At 66.4% G+C, this 17,321-nt stretch carries 15 protein-coding genes and 2 pseudogenes; 5 read left to right on the forward strand and 12 right to left on the reverse strand.

The window, feature by feature from the left end; all coding sequences use genetic code 11:
* Positions 1–120, forward strand: a pseudogene (locus GD429_RS38970) (IS30 family transposase); the annotation flags it as partial.
* Positions 121–482: 362 nt separating this feature from the next.
* On the opposite strand, the gene GD429_RS38975 reads toward GD429_RS38970, so the two are convergent.
* Positions 483–1,609, reverse strand: a protein-coding gene (locus GD429_RS38975; RefSeq protein WP_152865399.1) for an IS3 family transposase whose coding sequence is annotated in 2 segments (ribosomal slippage) — positions 483–1,369 and positions 1,369–1,609 — 1,128 coding nt in all. Because the reading frame shifts where the segments join, the coding sequence is not laid out codon by codon here.
* 58 nt (positions 1,610–1,667) lie between these two features.
* Entirely contained in the window at positions 1,668–2,054 is a 387-nt protein-coding gene (locus GD429_RS38980; RefSeq protein WP_152865401.1) for a helix-turn-helix domain-containing protein, read from the reverse strand.
* 68 nt (positions 2,055–2,122) lie between these two features.
* On the opposite strand from GD429_RS38980, the pseudogene GD429_RS38985 reads away from it, so the two are divergent.
* Positions 2,123–2,531: pseudogene (locus GD429_RS38985) on the forward strand (DDE-type integrase/transposase/recombinase); the annotation flags it as partial.
* A gap of 36 nt (positions 2,532–2,567) precedes the next feature.
* Here the strand turns inward: GD429_RS38985 and GD429_RS38990 are convergent.
* The 8 genes from GD429_RS38990 to GD429_RS39025 form a co-directional block, all read right to left on the reverse strand.
* Positions 2,568–3,155 (reverse strand): hypothetical protein, encoded by a 588-nt coding sequence (locus GD429_RS38990; protein WP_152865403.1) that lies wholly within the window; start codon positions 3,153–3,155, stop codon positions 2,568–2,570.
* Between the two features lie 577 nt (positions 3,156–3,732).
* Positions 3,733–4,797: a 2-aminoethylphosphonate aminotransferase gene (locus GD429_RS38995; protein WP_152865405.1), complete on the reverse strand. Its 1,065-nt coding sequence runs from the start codon at positions 4,795–4,797 to the stop codon at positions 3,733–3,735.
* Positions 4,797–5,978 (reverse strand): phosphonopyruvate decarboxylase, encoded by a 1,182-nt coding sequence (gene aepY, locus GD429_RS39000; protein WP_152865408.1) that lies wholly within the window; start codon positions 5,976–5,978, stop codon positions 4,797–4,799. The genes GD429_RS38995 and aepY overlap by 1 nt, the downstream gene beginning before the upstream one ends.
* Positions 5,975–7,660, reverse strand: a complete 1,686-nt coding sequence (aepX, locus tag GD429_RS39005; protein ID WP_152865410.1) for a phosphoenolpyruvate mutase — start codon at positions 7,658–7,660, stop codon at positions 5,975–5,977. The genes aepY and aepX overlap by 4 nt, the downstream gene beginning before the upstream one ends.
* Positions 7,657–8,424 carry an NTP transferase domain-containing protein gene (locus GD429_RS39010; protein ID WP_152865412.1) on the reverse strand — a complete coding sequence of 256 codons (768 nt, stop codon included), beginning with the start codon at positions 8,422–8,424 and terminating at the stop codon, positions 7,657–7,659. The genes aepX and GD429_RS39010 overlap by 4 nt, the downstream gene beginning before the upstream one ends.
* A 36-nt stretch (positions 8,425–8,460) precedes the next feature.
* On the reverse strand, positions 8,461–9,462 hold the full coding sequence (locus GD429_RS39015) for an HpnL family protein (protein ID WP_152865414.1): 1,002 nt from the start codon (positions 9,460–9,462) through the stop codon (positions 8,461–8,463).
* Entirely contained in the window at positions 9,459–10,268 is an 810-nt protein-coding gene (locus tag GD429_RS39020) for a 2OG-Fe(II) oxygenase (protein WP_152865416.1), read from the reverse strand. Before GD429_RS39020 ends, GD429_RS39015 begins: the two co-directional genes overlap by 4 nt.
* Complete coding sequence (locus GD429_RS39025; RefSeq protein WP_152865418.1) at positions 10,265–11,023, reverse strand: CDP-alcohol phosphatidyltransferase family protein; 759 nt, start codon at positions 11,021–11,023, stop codon at positions 10,265–10,267. Before GD429_RS39025 ends, GD429_RS39020 begins: the two co-directional genes overlap by 4 nt.
* 654 nt (positions 11,024–11,677) lie before the next feature.
* On the opposite strand from GD429_RS39025, the gene GD429_RS39035 reads away from it, so the two are divergent.
* Together GD429_RS39035 and GD429_RS39040 are read left to right on the forward strand one after the other, a co-directional pair.
* The gene (locus GD429_RS39035; protein WP_152865420.1) at positions 11,678–13,192 is read left to right on the forward strand and encodes an acetyl-CoA hydrolase/transferase family protein; all 1,515 of its coding nucleotides are present in this window, start codon (positions 11,678–11,680) and stop codon (positions 13,190–13,192) included.
* Positions 13,193–13,567: 375 nt separating this feature from the next.
* The gene (locus GD429_RS39040; protein ID WP_152865422.1) at positions 13,568–13,993 is read left to right on the forward strand and encodes a helix-turn-helix domain-containing protein; all 426 of its coding nucleotides are present in this window, start codon (positions 13,568–13,570) and stop codon (positions 13,991–13,993) included.
* Positions 13,994–14,132: 139 nt separating this feature from the next.
* On the opposite strand, the gene GD429_RS39045 is transcribed toward GD429_RS39040, so the two are convergent.
* The gene (locus GD429_RS39045) at positions 14,133–15,014 is read right to left on the reverse strand and encodes a helix-hairpin-helix domain-containing protein (RefSeq protein WP_152865424.1); all 882 of its coding nucleotides are present in this window, start codon (positions 15,012–15,014) and stop codon (positions 14,133–14,135) included.
* A gap of 181 nt (positions 15,015–15,195) precedes the next feature.
* Positions 15,196–16,731: a sigma-70 family RNA polymerase sigma factor gene (locus GD429_RS39050; RefSeq protein ID WP_152865426.1), complete on the reverse strand. Its 1,536-nt coding sequence runs from the start codon at positions 16,729–16,731 to the stop codon at positions 15,196–15,198.
* Between the two features lie 297 nt (positions 16,732–17,028).
* Between GD429_RS39050 and GD429_RS39055 the strand changes: the two genes are divergently transcribed.
* On the forward strand, positions 17,029–17,321 hold a 293-nt coding region (locus tag GD429_RS39055; protein WP_152865428.1), incomplete at its 3' end, for a hypothetical protein.

Consider the following 17,321-nt stretch of genomic DNA (forward strand, 5'->3'; position numbering starts at 1 on the left):
GCCTATTCACAGGCCACGCTCAACGCTGTTGCCAAGCGGCTCAATGAGCGTCCTCGAAAGACGCTAGACTTCGATACACCGGCTGAGCGCTTTCATCAATTCGTTGCATCGACGGGTTGAATCCGCAGCCAGAAGCGGACGTCTGCCGTCGCCGCGCGGAGCCCATTCGGAGGGGCTGCTTTACTCCGACAACAGCCCCTCATCCTCGATGTACGCGGCATGTGTTGGCTGTCGTGTTCTATTACTCATTGTTGACGGGAACTATCATCGATAGCTAGTGCAATACGCCCTCGCTTTCGACGACAGACAGATGACTTGCTCCCGGCCTAGCCCACGTTTCGCGCGTGGAACCTGCAGCACACGCACACAAGTGTGGGCGAGGCACGAGTGGTATCCCTAACCTGCTCCGCTACCTCTTGCCACCCTGCTCAACACGAGATGCGCCCATTAGCCCAGCTATCGGCCCTGACCTGCCCCCGGTTTTAGTCCGAACTGCAGTTAGAGTCCGAGGTTAAAAACTGCTGCTTCGCGTCGTGCGCCTGGGCGAACTGCGCAGGCGTCAGATAGCCGAGCGAACTATGAGGCCGCTCGGTGTTGTACTCGATACGCCATTCCTCAATCAGCCGCTTGGCGTGGCGCATTGAGACGAACCAGTGCTCGTTCAGGCATTCGTCGCGGAACCGCCCGTTGAAGCTCTCGATATAGGCATTCTCCACCGGCTTGCCAGGCCGAATGAACGACAGCGTGACGCCGGCTTCGTAGGCCCATGCATCCAGCACCTTACCAGCGAACTCCGGCCCGTTGTCGACCGTGATGGATGCGGGTAAGCCTCGCATCTCCTTGAGCCGCTCAAGCACTTGCTGCACTCGTAGGCCCGGCAGCGAAGTATCGACCTCGATGGCCAAGCACTCGCGCGTGTAGTCGTCGACCACGTTCAGGCATCGAAACCGCCGACCATAGGCCAACCCGTCAGAAACGAAGTCCATCGACCAGCTCTGATTCGGGCCTGTTGGCAACGGCAGCGGCGCGCGCTCGACAGCCGCAATACGCTTGCGTCGCCGCTTGCGCACGCTCAGCCCCGCCTTGCTGTACAGGCGCCAGATGCGCTTGTGGTTGGCGAAGCAGCCATCCCGCTGCAACAGCACGTGAATCCGGCGATAGCCGTATCGGCGCTTCTGCGCGGCGATGGCCATCATCCGGCCAGTCAGCGCTTCGTCATCAACTCGGCGGCGTGATTCGTAGTGGAACAGCGAGCGCGAAATCCCTACCAGCCCGCAGGCCCGGGTAACACCCATGGCACGTTCGGTCATCAATATCCGGACCGCTTCGCGCTTGGCCTGCGGGCTTGCTACTTTCGAGCCAGCAGGTCCTTCAACGCGGCGTTGTCGAGCATCGATTCGGCCAGCAGACGCTTGAGCTTGCTGTTCTCCTGCTCCAGCTCCTTCAGGCGCTGCGCTTCGGAGACCGTCATCCCGCCGAACTTCGCTTTCCAGTTGTAGTAGGTCGCTTCCGAGATGCCGTACTTGCGGCACAGCTCCGCCGGCTTCAGGCCAGCCTCGGCTTCCTTCAAGATGCCGATGATTTGCTCTTCGGTGAATCGCCTTTTCATTGCCGTTCCTCTCTGGAACGGACTCTACACCGTCACCGTACTAAACGCGGGGAGCAGGTCAGTGGGTATAAATCGACGCGTAGATCGTTTCGTGACTGACGCGTTGTTCCAGATTCTCGGGGTGCATGTCGCGAAGTCTGGCAGCAATTTGCTGTGGCGACCAGCGCCGATAAACCAGATCGTGATGCACCTGCCAGTACAACGCGTTTCCAGCCGCCAGCTTTCGTGGCCGCCGACTTCGTTCACGTCGCCTGCGATATCCCTGGGCCGCCGCCGTGGCGTCATAACGGCACGACGACTCCCCGAGGTTGCGCGTCAGTTCGCGCGCAATGGTCGACGCACTGCGATTGAGCAGCCGGCCTATCGCTCGGACGCTTGTATTTCTGGCCCGCTCGATCATGATGGCCGCGCGCTCTTCGGCACTCAAATGCTTGTATTTCGTCATCACAACACCCTACCTCATGACGGGTGTTGCACTTGAAACTAGAGTCTAAGCTTTATTTCGGTCTACGGCTGCTGCGCGAGTTGCGTGCGCACGGCTACGATGGTCAGTTGTGAAGCCTGCAGGCTTCCATGAACGCGCATAAGTTCGTGCCAAAGCCGGACCTGCTCGTGAGGTTCGAGACCGAGCCCTGTCTGCAGGTGCAGTGCGATTTCGTTGTCTTCCGCCGAGGCGCCGACCCGCTTTACGCTTTCACCGTCACGCTCGGCTTCAGTCGTTGGGGCTGAGCACGCTTCACCACTGATGAACGCGCCGAGACGTTGGTCCCCATGTCATCATGCACTGTTCGAAGCCTTGGGCGGTGTTCCTCGCGAGATCCTTTACGACAACGCCAAGACCATCGTTGTCGAGCGCGATGCGTATGGCGACGGTCAACACCGCTGGCACGCTGGGTTGCTCGACCTGGCCAAGCGGTACGGCTTGCGTGCCAACGACGCAGTCCACTGCTCTACCGCGTCATTTCGGCAGGACGATTGTCGCGTAGCCGTAACCTTCTTTGTAGGCGGCGCTGTAGTTGTATCCGTTGAATAGCCCGACCTCGTTTCCATCCGAGAGCCCCCAGAAGGTCTCTGTCACTTTGGTCGCAGTTGAAGTATTGTTGGTTGAATAATACCTTCCTCCAATCGGACCTGCCCCCGATGGATTTGTGAGCATGTACAGATCACAGCTCACATAGCCGTGCTTGTAAGTAGAACTCCATCCATATCCGGAAAATGCAGATTTTATGACGCTTGCATCGGGGCCGGTATAGCCCCAGCTGAACTCTTCTACCGGCGTGTTGCTTGAAGAGTCGTTATTTGCCCACATTTTGCCGCCGACGACCATGTCTAAGCTCTCGTCTTGACTTAAATAAATGGATAGCCTGCCGTAAGAGCTTCCATACGCCTTCGTGTAGCAATAGACTCCGCCGATATGGTGGTGCAGAGGTGTCTGAACTCCCCATGAGCTTATTGTCACGAACGGGGCTGTAGACTTTGAATTCGAAGCCTCCATCAGGCCGCCAACAATTCTAAGTAGGGGACGCTTTGCCAGATCGGTGCTCATTATCCACTCCTGATGACAGTTTGCGCTGGAAGGCAATCTGGATTGCTCCATAAGTCAATCTGAGATTGTGTAAACTCTGCTCGATTCCGAAATTAATTGTGTCCACGTTAGTGTGGCGCACCCAGCCGACTTCCAGTGTTGCCATTTCAGTAGCCGCTCACGTTTTGATCGTACTCACGGGCAGAATCCATAAAGGACACGTTTGGAAAGCGGGTTGCATTCATCACACAATAGGCAACTCGATGCTGCGATGTCAAGGAACAAACCCCACGCGGCGTAGGTTCTGATGGGGCGGCATAACGCCTGTAAACGTCGACACGACATACATCTGGTCTCGACGTGCGGCGAGGGAGGCTAACTGGGAGTGGGATTCCACAATTTTTTGCTCGCACCGCGCGATGGGGCGCACTAGCTCCGCGATACGTAATCGGGGGAAGGACGGCCGCTATTCTGCAAGGTTTTGAGGCGTTCGGAGCAACTCACTGAAGGACCGTTCCGGGTCGACAAGCGACCCACAAAAATCCGCAAAGAACAAAAAAAGGCCCTCACGGGCCTCTCGTCGACGAAGCGGCAGCGCTTATCGCGTCAACTCGGTAAACCCATCCAGCAACCGATCGACATCAGCCGCTGCGATCGCGCCCATCGTCGAGATGCGGAACAGCTCCTTCGACAACCCGCCTTGCCCCGCATAAATCACGAAGCCGCGTGCCTTCAACCCGTCGTGCAGCGTCTCGTACGTGACGCCCTGCGGCAGCCGGTACGCGCGCAGCACGACCGACGACGCGCCTTCCGGCAGCACCAGCGGCATCCCGCGCGCGGCCAGCCCGGCCTGCACCTGATCGGCGAGCGCCTTGTAATGCGCATGGCGCGCACGCCAGCCGCCGGCTTCGTCGAATTCGCGCAGCGCCTCGACGAGCGCGTAGTACGCGTGCACGGACGGCGTGAACGGCGTGTTGCGCTGGTCCTGCAGCTTCGCGAGACGGCCGAGGTCGAGGTAGTACGTGCGGCTCGCGGCCATCGCGAGCGCGCTGCGGCGCACGATCACGAACGCCGCGCCCGGCACGCCGTGCAGGCACTTGTTCGCGGTCGCGGCAACCGCGTCGATGTCGCCGCCGGCGAAGTCGATCGCTTCCGCGCCGAAGCTGCTGACGCCGTCGACGAGCAGTTTCACGCCGCGCGAACGGCATACGTCGGCGATCGCGCCGAGATCGTTCAGGCGGCCCGTCGTCGTTTCGTGATGGATCACCGCGACGTGCGAGTAGCCGCCCGCGTCGAGGCGCGCGGCGATCTGCGCGAGATCGGGCGCCTGCATCCATTCGTGCTTCAGCACGTCATGCGCGATCCCGTACTGCGTTGCGATCTGCGCGATCCGCTCGCCGTACACGCCGTTCTCGATCACGAGCAGCTTGCCGTCCCGCGGCACGAGCGCCGCGATCATGCTTTCGACGGCGGCCGTGCCCGAGCCCGCCATCAACACGGCCGCCCATTCGGCCGGATCGAGTTCGTATGCGGCGACGAGGCGCGCGCGCGCTTCGTCCTGCAGATCGAAGAATTCGCTTTCGCGATGGCACAGGTCGGGTTGCAGCAGGCTGCGGCGCACGCGTTCGGTCAGCGTCACCGGGCCGGGGTTCAGCAGCAGCATCAAAGGGCTCCTTCAGCGTGGGCTTCGGTCTGCGCGGCGCCGATGTGCCGCATCAGACGGGTCTTGACCTCGACCGGCGTGACGGTCGGGCGGGGCAGGCCATCGGGCACGCCGGTACGGATCGCGACACGCACGAACTGCACGCCATCGCCCGGGGCAGCCAGCGTTGCATCGAGCACGTCGAGCGTGTCGCCTTCGACCGCCGACGCATAGCCGCATGCGGCCGCGACACCCGCGAACGACACATGCTGCGACACGGTTGCCTGGCCGCCCGTCGATTCGTGCGCGCCGTTGTCGAGCAGCACGTGCGTGAGGTTGGCCGGCCCGTAGGTGCCGAGCGTCGCGAACACGCCCATGCGCATCAGCGCGGCGCCGTCGCCGTCGACGGCCACCACGCGCAGGTCGGGGCGCGCGAGCGCGAGGCCGAGCGCGAGCGGCGTCACGCAGCCCATCGAGCCGACCATGTACAGCTGGTTCGGGCGATCGTCGATTGCATAGAGTTCGCGGCCGCAGAAACCGGTCGACGCGAGCACGACGGTCGAATCGACCGGCGTGTGCGCGATCACGTGCTGCAGCGCGTCGTGACGGGTCGGCCATGCGTCGGCCGACACGGCACGCGACGACGCTTGCGCGGCGACATGCGCGCGCGGCTTCGCCGCCGGGTTCGCCTTCAGTTCATACGGCGCGACGCTGCCTTTCTGCATCACGAGCGCGTACGGGCGGCCGGTCGCGTCCATGTGCGCGATCGCGCGGTCGAGTGCCGGGCCGACCTGTTCGGGATCGGTCGGGAACGTCTCCCACGGGATCTCCATCGTGTCGAGCATCGCGGGCGTGATCGGGCCCATCAGCGCGTGCTGCGGCTCGTCGGCGACGCCCGGCTGGCCGCGCCACGTGACGATCAGCAGTTGCGGCAGGCGGAACGTCCAGGTCAGCGACGTCAGCGGGCTCACCGCGTTGCCGAGCCCCGAGTTCTGCATCATCGCGATCCCGCGCTTGCCGCCGAGCGTCGCGCCCGCGATCAGCGCGACCGCGTCGCCTTCGTTCGCGGCCGACACGTAGTGCAGCGTCGGGTCCTGCAGCACGTAGTTGATGAACGGCGTCAGGTACGAGCAGGGCACGCCCGCGTACCAGTCGAAGCCGCGTTCGCGCGCGGCCTCGACGAACTGGGCCGCTTCGATCATTGCGCGCCCCCGTTGCCGGCGCCCGGTTCGGACAGCGGCGTCTGGCCGTGCGCGAAGTCGCCCGCGCGGCGGAAGTCTTCGAGGTCGTTGACGCCGCGCCAGTGGCCGTGCACGTACTGCACCTCGATCTTCTCGCCGGCGGCGATCAGTTCGTTGAGGAGCATCGGGATGTCGAGCGTGTCGAAATCGTCGCGCGCCTGCAGCGTCGCGAGCATCGCCTTCAGGCGATCGACGCCGGCGCCGCGCACGTTCAGCAGGCCGATCCAGCGGCCGTGCGGCGTGCCCGTGGCGACGTCGCTCGATACACGTTGCAGGTAGGTTTTCTGACCGAACAGGCCGCGATCGTCCGCCGCCGAGCACAGCGCGAAATCGCGCACGCTCTGGTTGGTTTCCGTCAGCGACGAATCGACCACCACGCTGAACTCGGCCTCGCTCTCCGCGAGGTCGCGCACGATGTAGCTGCGGAACAGCAGGTCGCCGTACGAGATCACGGTGTCGCCGGTCAGGCGTTCGGCCGCACATGCGAGCGACGCGAGTTCGCCCGTCTGCGCATGGCGCTCGTTGACCACGAGCTTGATACCCGACGTGTCGATCGCGTCGGCGCGGTAGCCGCCGACCACGGTGATGTCGTTCACGCCGTGCGTCTTGAAGCCGTCGACGAGCCAGCGCAGCAGCGGCTTGCCGGCGACCGGCAGCATGACCTTCGGCTTGTCTTCGGTCACGGCTTCGAGGCCCTTGCCGCGGCTCGCGGCGAGCACGATCGCCGCGTTCGACGCGCGCGACGACGACGACAGGTAGATGCGCTCGGCCGCCGAGTACTCGTCGGCATCCTGCAGGCGGAAGATTTCGTTGACCGATGCCACGCGGTCCTCGACGTTGATCAGCGTTTCGCTCTCGTGGATCTCGCGCGCGGTCGCCTGCATCGCGGATGCCGACGCGCGGATCAGGTGGTTCGCCCAGATCACGGTGCTGATGCCGGCCTGGCGGAACACGTCGGTCGGCGTGCTGTAGTACTTGGTCGGCACGATCACGAGCGGCGCCTTGCCGCTCCATTCGCGCGCGAACTGCAGGATCTCGTCCGGGCGCGACAGCTTGCTGTGGATCAGGATCGCGTCGGCGCCGGCTTCCGCGTACGCGTTCGCGCGACGCAGTGCCTCGTCCATCCCCCAGCCTGCGATCAGCGCTTCGACACGCGCGACGATCGAGAAGTCGGGATCGGTCTGCGAATCCTTGCCGGCCTTGATCTTGCCGCAGAACTCGTCGATTTCCGCGAGCGGCTGGCGCTCGCCGCCGATGAAGCTGTTGGTCTTCGGGAACTGCTTGTCCTCGATGCAGACGCCGGCGATGCCGCGCTGCTCCAGCTTCCTCACGAGGCGGCGCACGTTGTTGAAGTTGCCGTAGCCGGTGTCGCCGTCGAGCAGGATCGGCAGGTCGCTCGCGTCGGCCATGAATTCGAGCACGTCGACGACCTGGGTCCAGCTGGCCTCGTTGTTGTCGCGCACGCCGAACTGCGCGGAGATCGCGAGGCCCGACGCCCAGATCCCCTTGAAGCCGGCCTCGCGGACGATCCGCGCGGACAGGCCGTTGTGCGCTTCCATCAGGAATTCGAGGTCGCTGCTGACGAGCATGCGGCGCAGGCGTGCGCTGCGCGATTCGGTGAAATTGGGTTCGCGTGCGTTCATCGTGCGGCTCCGGCAGTGGTGCGTTGAATCAGGGGGAGGATTTCTTGGGTGGCGCGTGCGACGTCGTTCGGGAAGTCGATCTCGATCCACGGCGAGCCGGTGACGTCGGCGACGTCGAACGAATGGCCGCCTTCGAGCAGCAGGTCGCGCACGGCTTCCTCGTGCGGCATGTTCGCGCGGCCGCTGTCGACGTAGCCCGCGACGATCGTCGCGAGGCGGCGCGCGGTGCCTTCGGTGAAGCGGAAGAAGCCGACCGATTCGCCGATCGTGTCGTAGTCGAGGTCGACCGCGAGCTGCTTGCGCAGCTCGACCGGCACGCCGTTCTTCACGCACAGCTTGACGGGTTCGTCGCCGGCCTCGAAGTCGCGATCGATCAGCAGGCGATCGATCGCCTTGCCCGGATCGGCCACCAGCGCGTGCAGGATGTTCTCGTCATACAGCACGTCGGCGTCCATCAGCAGCACGTCGCCGCCGCGCGTCATCGCATCGGCGACGGTATGCACGGTCAGCACGCTGCCGAGGTCGTAGCGCTCGTTCAGCACGATCTCGGCCTCGCGGCCGAGGCGCTTCAATTCCTGTTCGACCTTCTCGGACTGGAAGCCGAGCCCGAGCACGATCTCGTCGACGCCCGCGGCGTCGAGCACGCGCAGATGGCGCTCGAGCAGCGAAACGCCGTCGAAGCGCAGCAGGCACTTCGGGAATTGCTCCTCGGGCGGTTGTTGCAGGCGCAAGCCGAGGCCTGCCGCAAGAATGATGGCTCGCATGGGTTCTCCAACCAAAAAGCCGGCGGATCTGAACGATCAGTCGGCGAGCGGCTGCGGCGCACGGCGCCGCTGCCAGTTTCTTTCACTGAAATGCAGATAGAGCAGGCCGGGCAGGCCGAGCGCGAGTTCGCGCGCGCGCTTCGCGAGCGACAGCGCGAGCGCCGCGTCGGGCGGCAGGCCGACCAGCGGCGCGAGCAGCAGGTAACCGCCTTCCTGCGCGCCGAGCGAGCCCGGGATCGCGAAGGCCGCGCCGCGGATCGCCTGGCCGACGCTTTCGAGCAGCAGCGCGTCGAGCCAGCTGACCGGGTGCCCGAGGAAGTGCAGCGCAAGCCACACTTCCGCGGTGCCGACGATCCAGCCGACGAGGCTCAATGCGAAGGTCTTCGCGACCCTCGCACGATCGCGGTACAGCGCACCGACCGCATCGTCGATCGCGTCGGCGCGGGTCGCGAGCGACGACCAGTCGCGCGGGCCGAGCAGCTTCGACGCGAGGCGCAGGCCGCGGCCGAACAGGCCGCGCCGCTGCGCCACGTAGAACAGCGCGGCGAGCGAGCCGAGCACGCCGGTGGCGATCAGCGCGGGGGTGCGCAGGTGCGCGACCGACTCGTGCGTTGCATAGAGGCTGAACGCGGCGATGCCGATCAGCGCGAACGCCATCTGCGCGAGCGCCTGCATCGTCGTGCCGACGGTAACGGCGGCGGCCGCGTCGGCCATCCGCGTGCCGCGCTGCGCGAGGTGGCGCACCATCAGCACGGGGCCGCCGATCTGCCCGGCGGGCAGCAGGCTGTTCACCGATTCGCCGACCCAGCGCGCGCGCAGCGCGTTGCCGAACTCGGCGCCCGGCTGGCCGCGGCGGAACATCACGGAGATCGCGATCGCGTCGATCACGAGCGGCACGACGTGGAACGCCGCGACGAGCGCGAGGCCCCAGCCGGCCGCGAGGAACGTGGACGCAACCGCGCCGACGCCCTGCCATGCAAGGAGTGCGATGAAGAGTGCCGTCCCGAGGGACAGCAGGATCAGGCCGGCGCGTGTCATGACCCGGTCGTGCGTCGCGTGGCCAGTTGCTTGAACACCTGGCGGAAACCGAAATACGCGATCGCGTCCTTCATGTTCGAGATGAAGCGCTTCCACGGCCGCATGCCGGGGTTCGTCACGTATTCGAAAGTCAGCGACACGCGCATCTCGTCCTGGCCGAGCGGCGTGACGCGGTGGCGCAGCTTGTCGCCGTCGAACAGCACGATGCCGCCGTCGGCGATCTGCACGGAGCCCGGTTCGTCGGGCACGTCCGGGTTGCGCGTGTGCAGCTCGTAGTCGAGCCGGCACGACGATTCGTCGATCACGCCGATCAGCAGCGTGTAGCGGCGGCCGTCGTAGTACGACGTGTCGTAGTGCCAGCCGATGTGGTCGCCGGGCTTCGTGTAGTAATACAGCGCGTACGCGTGCGGATCGTCGTTCGGCGACAGCATCAGCTTGTCGCCCGTGAGCTTCTCGAGAAAGCCGATCAGCGCCTTCGACCGGTACAGCTCGGCGATGTACGGCGCCTGCTCGTCGATCGTATGGCGGCTCACGCTGCCCCCCTGCTTGTGGCCGGGCAGGTAATTGCGGTTCAGGCCGGCCTGCATCGCGCGCGCGGCCGCCGCGAGCTTCGCGTGCGCGTCGGCCGGCAGGAACGCGTCGAGGTACAGGAACGACCCCTGGCGCGTGTAGTCGCCGCGCAGGCGGTCGAGGTCGAGGCGGCCGACGCAGTCGGCCACGGTGCGATCGGGGTCGGACGCGGCCGCGCGCGCAGGCGCGGGGCGTGCCGGGCTCAGCACGGAGTCGTCGCGCGTGCTCGGAGTCATTTGGAAGCCTGGATTTCGGTTGAACTTTGAGCGCCCCCAGACCTGTCGCTGCGCGCCAGGCCCCCCGAGGGGGGCACGAAAACTTGGGGCGGCCCGGCGTTTTCGTGCGGGAGGTTGCCGCGCCGGACGATGCGCCACCAGTCGATCACGACCCACGCGGCGAACAGCGGGGCGCCGATCGACGCCGCGAGCACGAACGGCTCCACGCCGTCGACGAGCGTCACGATCGGCAGCAGGTACAGCACGTCTTCGGTTTCGAAGCCGCCGGCGAATGCCTGCTTGGTGCCGGCCTTGCCGGCGATCGATTCGATCCGCATGCGCAGGAAGAAGATCAGCGCGACGGCCGCGCCGGCCACCGCGCCGAGCAGCACCGGCGACGCGGCCATCTGGCCGCCCTGGGCGACGATGCCGAGGCCCATGCTGACGAACAGCGCGATCGTCACGAGCGCATCGGCCGCGAGGTCGTAAAAATGACCGATCTTGCTGGACTTGCCGCTGATGCGCGCGAGCTCGCCGTCGGTGTGGTCGACGAAGTTCGACAGCACGATCAGGAACGCGCCCGCGTTGCTCCAGCCGAAGCCGCCGTGCGCGAGGCACCAGGCGCCGGCGAGGCCAATCATCAGACGAAGGGTGGTGAGGTGATTCGGGGTGACCGGCGTATCGACAAGCGGTCGGACAAGCGAGCGCGCGAGCCGCGCATCCCAGGTGCGTGGCAGGGGGGGCTCGGAGCGTGTGGCGGTTTTTCTTTGGTCCATCGGCGAAATATATACGGAATTGTAATTTGTTGCTTTTTATTCGATCAATGTCCTGACATACGAGAGTGTTACCGCGTCTTGCGGGTCGCGGCCGGTCGAAAACCGGGCGTGCGAAAGGGCGCGCAAACGCGGCGGCCGAGCCCGTATTCCAGTGTGCTTCGCGTCGCGCGGCTGTCAAGGTCGGACGGGCCTCGAAGGCCGGCGCGGCGGCGCTTTTCGCGCATGCCGGCGGACGGCGCGCGGCGCGTGCGACCTTGACATGCGTCAGGCTCGGAAAGGGTGCATCGGGCGACAATTGGCCGCGCTGCACGCGTATCGGCAATTGCCGATCGATGCGCAGCAAATTGCAATCGAAATCCGGCGATTGATTCGCGAGGGTTGTCGATCGGCGACCGGTCATTCGTCCCGATGCTTTCGCGCACCTTTCGCGTGCATCCGGTTCGTTTTGGATCGCCTGTCACAGAACGGTCGTTCGATACCCGGCAAATCCGGCAAGGATCTTTTGCATCCGGCGGACATTTCGCGGCGGTCGCCTCTGCGATACTCCGACCGTGCCTGTGGTGCCGGCCGCTCCTTGCGGCCCCAAGGGCTTCATGTCGCTCAGGAGACACCCCCCGCGACGTCAACGACAGACCAAAGCGTCAGAAACCAGCCATGTCTTCATCACGCATCCTCGCTCCCGCCCTGCGTTCGCTCGTCCGCACCGCCGACGAAGCCGCCGCGCTGATCCGTCCCGGCATGACCGTCGCCATGAGCGGCTTCACCGGCTCGGGCTATCCGAAGGCCGTGCCGGCCGCGCTTGCCGCCCACATCGACGCGGCGCACGCGCGCGGCGAGGACTTCCGGATCAACGTGCTGACGGGCGCATCCACCGCGCCGGAACTCGACGGCGCGCTGGCCCGCACCAACGGCATCTCGATGCGGCTGCCGTACCAGTCCGACCCGACGCTGCGCGACAAGATCAACAGCGGCGAAGTCGATTACCAGGACGTCCACCTGAGCCACGTCGCGCAATACGCCTGGTTCGGGCTGTACGGCGATCTCGACGTCGCAATTGTCGAAGTCGCGGGCATCCGCGAGGACGGGCTGCTGATTCCGTCCGCATCGATCGGCAACAACAAGACGTGGCTCGAACGCGCGAAGCACGTGATCCTCGAAGTGAACGCGCGCCAGCCGCTCGGCCTCGACGGGATGCACGACATCTATTACGGCACCGCGCTGCCGCCGCATCGCAAGCCGATTCCGCTGACGAAGAGCGACGACCGGATCGGCGAGCCGTACCTTCGTTGCCCGGCCGACAAGATCGTCGCGATCGTCGAGACCGACGCGCCCGATCGCAGCAATGCGTTCTCCGCGCCGGACGAGACGTCGAAGCAGATCGCGCTGCAACTGATCGACTTCCTGCGCCACGAAGTGAAGCGCGGCCGCCTGCCTGAAAACCTGCTGCCGCTGCAGTCGGGCGTCGGCAACATCACGAATGCGGTGCTCGCGGAACTCAGCTCGGCCGGCTTCTCGAACCTGACCGCGTACACCGAAGTGATCCAGGACGCCATGCTCGACCTGCTCGACGACGGCACGCTGAGCTTCGCGTCGGCCACCGCGCTGTCGCTGAGCCCGGCCGCCGTGCAGCGCTTCGCGGACGAGATCGCGACGTTCCGCGAGAAGATCGTGCTGCGCCCGCAGGAGATCAGCAACCATCCGGAACTCGTGCGCCGCCTCGGCTGCATCGCGATGAACGGGATGATCGAGGCCGACATCTACGGCAACGTGAACTCGACGCACGTGATGGGCACGAAGATCCAGAACGGCATCGGCGGTTCGGGCGACTTCGCGCGCAACGGCTATCTGTCGTGCTTCATGTCGGCGAGTACCGCGAAGGGCGGTGCGATCTCGCGGATCGTGCCGATGGCGAGCCACGTCGACCATACCGAGCACGACGTCGCGGTGGTCGTCACCGAGCAGGGTCTCGCGGACCTGCGCGGCCTGTCGCCGAAGCAGCGCGCGCGCAAGGTCATCGCGACCTGCGCTCACCCCGATTACCGGCCGATGCTCGAGGACTACTTCGAGCGCGCGTCGCGCGAAAGCTTCGGCAAGCACACGCCGCACCTGCTCGCCGAAGCGCTGTCGTGGCACGAGCGCTACGTGCGCACGGGGACGATGAAGGCCTGACGCGGCGCGAAGCGGGCGCGCCGGATGGCTGGATTGAAAACGACGGTAATGTCGGGAGACATGGCACAGGCACGGCGCGTCGCAGGTTTCGGCGACGGCCGGCTGAGCCGGAACCACCCGGCATGGCGCCCGCAAAGTCGCGTGCTCAACGGGCCAGCGCCGCGAGCGTGAGCGCCGCCAGATAGAGCCCCGCGCCGATCGGCAGCAGGTCGAGCAGGACGTCGGGCGGGCTCATCGCGCACGTCCGCGGCGAACGGCGACGGTTGCGCGACGCAGCGGAATACGAGTCGGTTTCAGCGGTTTCATGGCGGCCCACGCTTGTCTTTACGGAGTCGGGCGTCTATCTTGCGACTTCAAGTTAACTTGAGATCAAGCATGAGCCGTCTGGACATAGCTGAAGTCGCGCGGCGCACGGGATTGCCCGCGTCGACGCTGCGCTACTACGAGGAAAAGGGGCTGATCGTCCCGACCGGCCGGCACGGGCTGCGGCGGCAATACGACGAGTCGGTGCTGGAGCGCCTGGCGCTGATCGCGCTCGGCCGCGAGGCCGGTTTTTCGCTCGACGACATCCTCGCGATGGTCGGCGCGGACGGCCGGCCCGCGATCGATCGCGCGAAGCTCGACGGCAAGGCCGACGAACTCGACTGCACGATCCGCCGTCTCGGCGCCGTGCGCGATGCGCTGCGGCATGCGGCCGTGTGTCCGGCGCAGAACCATCTCGAATGCCCGTCGTTCCAGAAGCTGCTGCGCATCGCCGCGCATCGTCATCCGGCGCGCCGCACGAAGGCGGACGGCGCGTAAGCGGTTGGCCCGCACGATGCGCATGCATCGGCGGGCGGGCATTCCGATTGTCGTTCACGCACGCTCGCCCGTGCGTGCCGCGAGATCGCGTCCGTGCGCGACGCGGCATTCGCCGTCAGCGGTGCATCCGACCCATGACTCATCCCGCGTAATACACGTGGCACTCCATCTCGCGCCCGCGCACGATGCGCTTGCCGACGAGCGAGCCGAACGTTTCGGTGAAAACGGTGCGCTGGTGTTCGCACTGCACCGCATCGTAGAAGTAGAGCGAAACCCAGTCCATCGTGTGGCCGGATTCCGGCGTGCGCGCGGCGGCGTGCTGGCACAGCGCCGTGAAATGCCAGCCGCCTTTCGTCATGTGCATCACGGGCGGCGGCACGTAGCAGTCGGCGTTCAGGCGCCGGTGCACGAGCATCGGCAGCACGCCGGCGGCGGCTTTGTGGCGGTACTGGCGATCGATGTAGAGCAGCAGCTCGACGGGCGGCTCCGTACCGGGGCCGGCGTCTTGCATGTGGCCCTGCCAGCGCCGGCGGCGGCTCAGCACGTCGTCGAGCGCGGTGCGGATGCCGACCGCACGCCGCGGGCCGACGCCCGCGATCGTTTCGAGCTGGCCGTTGCGGGCCGCGCGTTCGAGCTCCTCGAGCGTGTCGATGTGCAGCGCGTCTTGAATGCGCAGCGCGAGCGCGTGGCCGATGCCCGGCACGGCCTCGAATGCGGAGATGCGTTCGGTATCGCCGCGCAGCCGGTCGAGCTGGCGCCAGCGCCCCGTCACCAGCAGCTCGGCGATCGCCTGCGCGACACCCTTGCCGATGTCGGGCAGCGCGCCCAGCGCATTGACGCCACCGGCTTCGAACAAGGTGCGGATGTTGCGGTCGAGTGCATCGACCGCATCGGCCGACGCGCGGTAGGCGGCGACCCGGTAAGGATTCGCGCCCTGGTCGGCGAGCCACTGCGCGGCCTCGCGCAGGCGTGCCGCGATATGCCGGTTTTCCTCGTACGTTTGGCTGGCGGTCGACTGCATGGAGAGGGACCCGGGGAAGCACAAACGGAATGGACGCGGCGAGCGATGCGCCGGTCGGCTTTTGACCATTGTCGCGACGCGCGACCAAGATAACTTGACGTACGTCAATGGCAAACGTAGCACAGGCGCGACGCGCACGGTCGTGCCGCATGTCGGCACGACCGTGCGTCGCGCGACGCGATTACGCGTCGAGAAACGACTGCGCGTTCTCGGCTTCGGCGGCCGTGCGCAGCGCGGCGAGCGCACGCTTCTCGATCTGCCGCACGCGTTCGCGCGACATGCCCGCGTCCTGCGCGATCGCGTCGTAGGTATCGGGCTCGGTGCCGCCGAGGCCGAACCGCCGGCGCAGCACGTCGGCCTCGGCCGGCGTGACCGACCGCAGCAGCGACGTCACGCATTCGCGCATGCGCGTGTCGGCCAGTTGCTCGAACGGGCTGGCCGACGCCTGGTCCTCGATCAGGTCCACGAGGCCGGTGTCCGCGTCGGGCAGCGGCGTGTCGAGCGACAGGGGCTCGGCGGGCAGCGCGAGCACCGCGCGCAGCTTGTCCTCGTCGAACCCGGTTTCGGCCGCGAGTTCGGCAGGCGTCGCCTGGCGGCCCGTGCGCTGGCGAAAGCGCAGCGCATGCCGCCGTACACGCTGGTACTGGTCGCCGACGTGCACGGGCACGCGGATCGTGCGCGAGCGATCCGCGACCGCGCGCGCGACCGCCTGGCGGATCCACCAGGTCGCATAGGTCGAGAACTTGAATCCGCGCCGGTACTCGAATTTCTCGATCGCGCGCATCAGGCCGACACAGCCGTCCTGCACGAGATCGGGCAGGTCGATGCCGCGGTTCATGTACTTGCGCGCGATCGACAGCACGAGCCGCAGGTTCGCTTCGAGCATCGCGCGCGTTGCGTCGCGCACTTTCTGCTGGCCGTCGGTCAGCGCCGCCGCGAGGGCACGCCGGGCGACCGTGTCGAAGCAGGCGGCTTCGCCCGCGGCGGTGTCATGCGGGGCTGCAGCGAGCGCACGCACGACGCGGCTTGCGTCGTCGACGGCCGGCGCGACCCATGCGATCGAGCCGAGCAGCGCGGCCATGCGGTTGCGCGCGTCGCGATATTCGTCTGAACGACAGCCATGCGCAAGCAATGCGCCGCGCAGCGCCGACACGGCTGCCTGCAGCGCGTCGTAGCTGGCGGGCACCGGCGTGTCGCCGTCGTCGTCATCGAACGATCCGGTTGCGCCGGCGGCGCCCGTTGCACGGTGACGCGCAAGCAGCGCGTCGACCGCGGCCGGACAGCCGGCGAGCGCGTGCAGCATCTGGTGGCGGCCCGTCTCGATCTCGCGGGCGAGCACGATTTCGCCTTCGCGCGTGAGCAGCGGCACCGCCTGCATGCGTCGCATGTAGAGCGCGAGCGGATCGGTCGACGCGCTCGTGCCGCGTGCGAGGTCGCCGAGCACGGCCCGGCCTTCGTCGAGCGTGTCGCGATCGACATCGACAGGCACCGTGCCGGCGAACGGCGCAGGCGCGGCCGGCTCGTCGAGCACGGCGATGCCGATGTCGGCGAGCGCGGCGCGCACGACGTCGAGCGCGTCGGGGCTGTCGCTTTCGGGCGGCAGCGCGTCGACGAGGTCGGCGTGGGTCAGATAACCCTGTTCGCCGGCGAGCGCCAGCAACTGGATGATCGGATCGAGCGGCGTGTCCGCCCGTGGAGTGGGGCGTGGCGTAGTCATGTCGATGGCGGCGTGAGCCGCGCTCCTGTCGGGGGCGGACCGAAGTCCGCCGGTTTCCGGCCGCCGGGTGTCCGCGAACGCTCGTCCGCGCCGGTCAGCCTGACATCGTTCAAGTTGAGGGCATCTGCGCCAACTTCAATGCGGGCGCGGCAGACAGGCAGCATGGGGCATGCCCGCACGACCGTCCGGTGCAGGAAACAAAAAGTAACCGATCATACCCGCGGAAATCTGCAGGGGACGTAAGCTAGAGTCAGGCGCGCGCCCGGCGGCGGCGCGCGGATTCTGCCGGAGCACGAGATGAACCCGATTTCCGCCGCGAGGCCCGCCGTCATCGCGCTGGCCGCGCTGACGCTCGGCGGCTGCTACTACACGAGCCCGTACGGCTATGCGCCTTATTACGCGCCGGTGCCCGCCACGGTAACACAGCGCGAGATTCCGGTTGCGCCGGCCGCGCCCGGCCCGGCCCTTTCGCCGGCGCCCGACACGCCGGCCGACGTCGTTGCGCCGGTGCCGGTGTACGTCGCGCCGGCCTATGTGCCGCCGCCGTATCCGTACTACTACCCGGCGTACTACCCGGGCTGGTACGGGCC

This window comes from Burkholderia sp. BE17 (genome assembly GCF_009362305.1).
Taxonomy (GTDB): Bacteria; Pseudomonadota; Gammaproteobacteria; order Burkholderiales; family Burkholderiaceae; genus Burkholderia; species Burkholderia pyrrocinia_C.

What these genes read in the sequence shown, in the direction of transcription:
- GD429_RS38980 (WP_152865401.1), bottom strand. Translation starts at nt 2,054, where the DNA reads ATGACGAAATACAAGCATTTGAGTGCCGAAGAGCGCGCGGCCATCATG.
- GD429_RS38990 (WP_152865403.1), bottom strand. Translation starts at nt 3,155, where the DNA reads ATGAGCACCGATCTGGCAAAGCGTCCCCTACTTAGAATTGTTGGCGGC.
- GD429_RS38995 (WP_152865405.1), bottom strand. Translation starts at nt 4,797, where the DNA reads ATGCTGCTGCTGAACCCCGGCCCGGTGACGCTGACCGAACGCGTGCGC.
- aepY (WP_152865408.1), bottom strand. Translation starts at nt 5,978, where the DNA reads ATGATCGAAGCGGCCCAGTTCGTCGAGGCCGCGCGCGAACGCGGCTTC.
- aepX (WP_152865410.1), bottom strand. Translation starts at nt 7,660, where the DNA reads ATGAACGCACGCGAACCCAATTTCACCGAATCGCGCAGCGCACGCCTG.
- GD429_RS39010 (WP_152865412.1), bottom strand. Translation starts at nt 8,424, where the DNA reads ATGCGAGCCATCATTCTTGCGGCAGGCCTCGGCTTGCGCCTGCAACAA.
- GD429_RS39015 (WP_152865414.1), bottom strand. Translation starts at nt 9,462, where the DNA reads ATGACACGCGCCGGCCTGATCCTGCTGTCCCTCGGGACGGCACTCTTC.
- GD429_RS39020 (WP_152865416.1), bottom strand. Translation starts at nt 10,268, where the DNA reads ATGACTCCGAGCACGCGCGACGACTCCGTGCTGAGCCCGGCACGCCCC.
- GD429_RS39025 (WP_152865418.1), bottom strand. Translation starts at nt 11,023, where the DNA reads ATGGACCAAAGAAAAACCGCCACACGCTCCGAGCCCCCCCTGCCACGC.
- GD429_RS39035 (WP_152865420.1), top strand. Translation starts at nt 11,678, where the DNA reads ATGTCTTCATCACGCATCCTCGCTCCCGCCCTGCGTTCGCTCGTCCGC.
- GD429_RS39040 (WP_152865422.1), top strand. Translation starts at nt 13,568, where the DNA reads ATGAGCCGTCTGGACATAGCTGAAGTCGCGCGGCGCACGGGATTGCCC.
- GD429_RS39045 (WP_152865424.1), bottom strand. Translation starts at nt 15,014, where the DNA reads ATGCAGTCGACCGCCAGCCAAACGTACGAGGAAAACCGGCATATCGCG.
- GD429_RS39050 (WP_152865426.1), bottom strand. Translation starts at nt 16,731, where the DNA reads ATGACTACGCCACGCCCCACTCCACGGGCGGACACGCCGCTCGATCCG.